General features: G+C 40.2%; 1 protein-coding gene. It reads right to left on the bottom strand.

The genetic code is table 11. The features are described from left to right. Positions 1–88: 88 nt before the first annotated feature. On the bottom strand, positions 89–1,411 hold the full coding sequence (gene ltrA, locus AB3M96_RS23580) for a group II intron reverse transcriptase/maturase (protein WP_412970052.1): 1,323 nt from the start codon (positions 1,409–1,411) through the stop codon (positions 89–91). Between the last annotated feature and the right edge of the window lie 451 nt (positions 1,412–1,862).

The raw sequence follows: 1,862 nt of genomic DNA, 5'->3' as shown, positions 1-1,862 counted from the left end.
CATCGAGTAGGAGGATAATCATTATTTGACTATCCGACCTCTCACACCACCGTACGTACGGATCCGTATACGGCGGTTCAATTTTATATTAGGCATGCACTTTGATGTAGTGTTGTTTACAGGAGATTAGTCCAAAACTGGCTAATCTCTTATTGGTAATCGTTGTGGTTAGTATCCAGGAGTATGCCGTGCGGGCTGCACCCTTACTGGTGTGGCTATTTTTATATGCACTATATCTATCCATACCTAATTTAATAAGATTCTTCCTACGATTTTTCGCCGTTTTCCATTTCTTCCAGATACACATTCGTAATCTAAATCTTGTATGGGAGTCTATTTTTCCAAGTGCTGTCTTCATATAACCAACCCTAAAGTAATTGACCCATCCTCTTATTAACTGATTAATTCGCTCCACCTGATACTTCGTATCAACACTCCAATTCTTTCTTGTTAATTGTTTAAGTTTGAATTTAAACCTATCTAGAGACTTTTGATGTGGTTTGGCTTTGTATAAATCAGATTGATAATCCTTGAAGAATCCAAAGCCTAGGAACTTCATATCAGGGTCATTCGGTTTCGTTACTTTTGATTTCTCCACATTTACGATTAAACCTAGCTTCTCTTCAATAAATCTCGACACCGACCTCATGACTCGTTTCGCTGACATTTCGCTCTTGACCATGATAATACAGTCATCTGCGTATCTAACGAAATGTAAACCTCGACTTTCTAATTCCTTATCCAATTCATTAAGCATGATATTACTGAGTAGCGGAGATAAGTTACCTCCTTGCGGAGTTCCGATGACAGTTTCTTTGTATTCTTCATCCATTTGAACACCGCTTATCAAGAATTTACGAATAAGTGAAATGACATCTCCGTCATCCACTGTTCTCGATATGAGATTCATCAATCTGTCATGATGTACTGTGTCGAAGAAACGCTCTAAGTCAATGTCCACGATCCAATCGTAACCGTCATTCATGAACTCTAATGCTTTTAGAATAGCCATTTCTGCATAACGTCTTGGTCTGAAACCATAACTATATTCACTGAACAGTTTATCGAACATTGGTGTTAGAACTTGCGAAATTGCTTGTTGAATAACTCTATCTAGGACTGTCGGAATTCCTAAAAGTCGTACTCCACCGTTTGGTTTTGGTATTTCGACCCTTAGTACTGGTTTTGGTTTGTATTCTCTTTGTTGAATTTGACGAATAATCTTATCCTTGTTCAACGCCAAATATCCAGCTAACTCATCCACTGTCATACCATCAACACCGGCAGAACCCTTGTTTTTCTTTACTTGCTTGAATGCTTGGTCAAGGTTATCTTTATCGAGTATCTTGTCGATTAGTTTTCTTTCATACATGCCTGTTATTTCCTTTCTTTCTCGTAGTAAGGTATCCACTTTTCCGCGTTAGCCAGTGGTCCATTTCCTTCCCCAATTGAGATTTCTATAACAATAAAATTGTTCAGCCCTTCGCTCTTTCTAACTTTCGTTAGACCTCTTCACTACTACGGCTTCTGCTGACTTCTCACAGTCCAGTCCCGTATCACTACAGGATTTTGGTACAGACCCGTGAGACCTCCCCAGTTAAGGTGCGAACTCTTTCCCTCCATCTATCCGCCATATATACAGCGCATGTAAAGTAGCTATAGGACTTTAACTTCTTTTGCAGTCTTATCCACATACGATGCCTCTTATATGGTTTCTGTACGTCAGACCGGAGGTTTGCCTCGAGCTTCCTTCAGATTCCAAGTCACCCTGGACACCCTTGCTTTCAGCTATGTACTTACCGCTACCAGGTCGTACTAGGGACTTTCACCCGTTAGAGTTCGCCCATGCTGGGCGAACAAAA

The sequence above is a fragment of the Ferdinandcohnia jepli genome (assembly GCF_047246645.1).
Lineage (GTDB): Bacteria > Bacillota > Bacilli > Bacillales > Bacillaceae_L > Ferdinandcohnia.
Note: the sequence above shows the minus strand (reverse complement) of the source record. Positions and strands in the feature narration are given on the sequence as shown.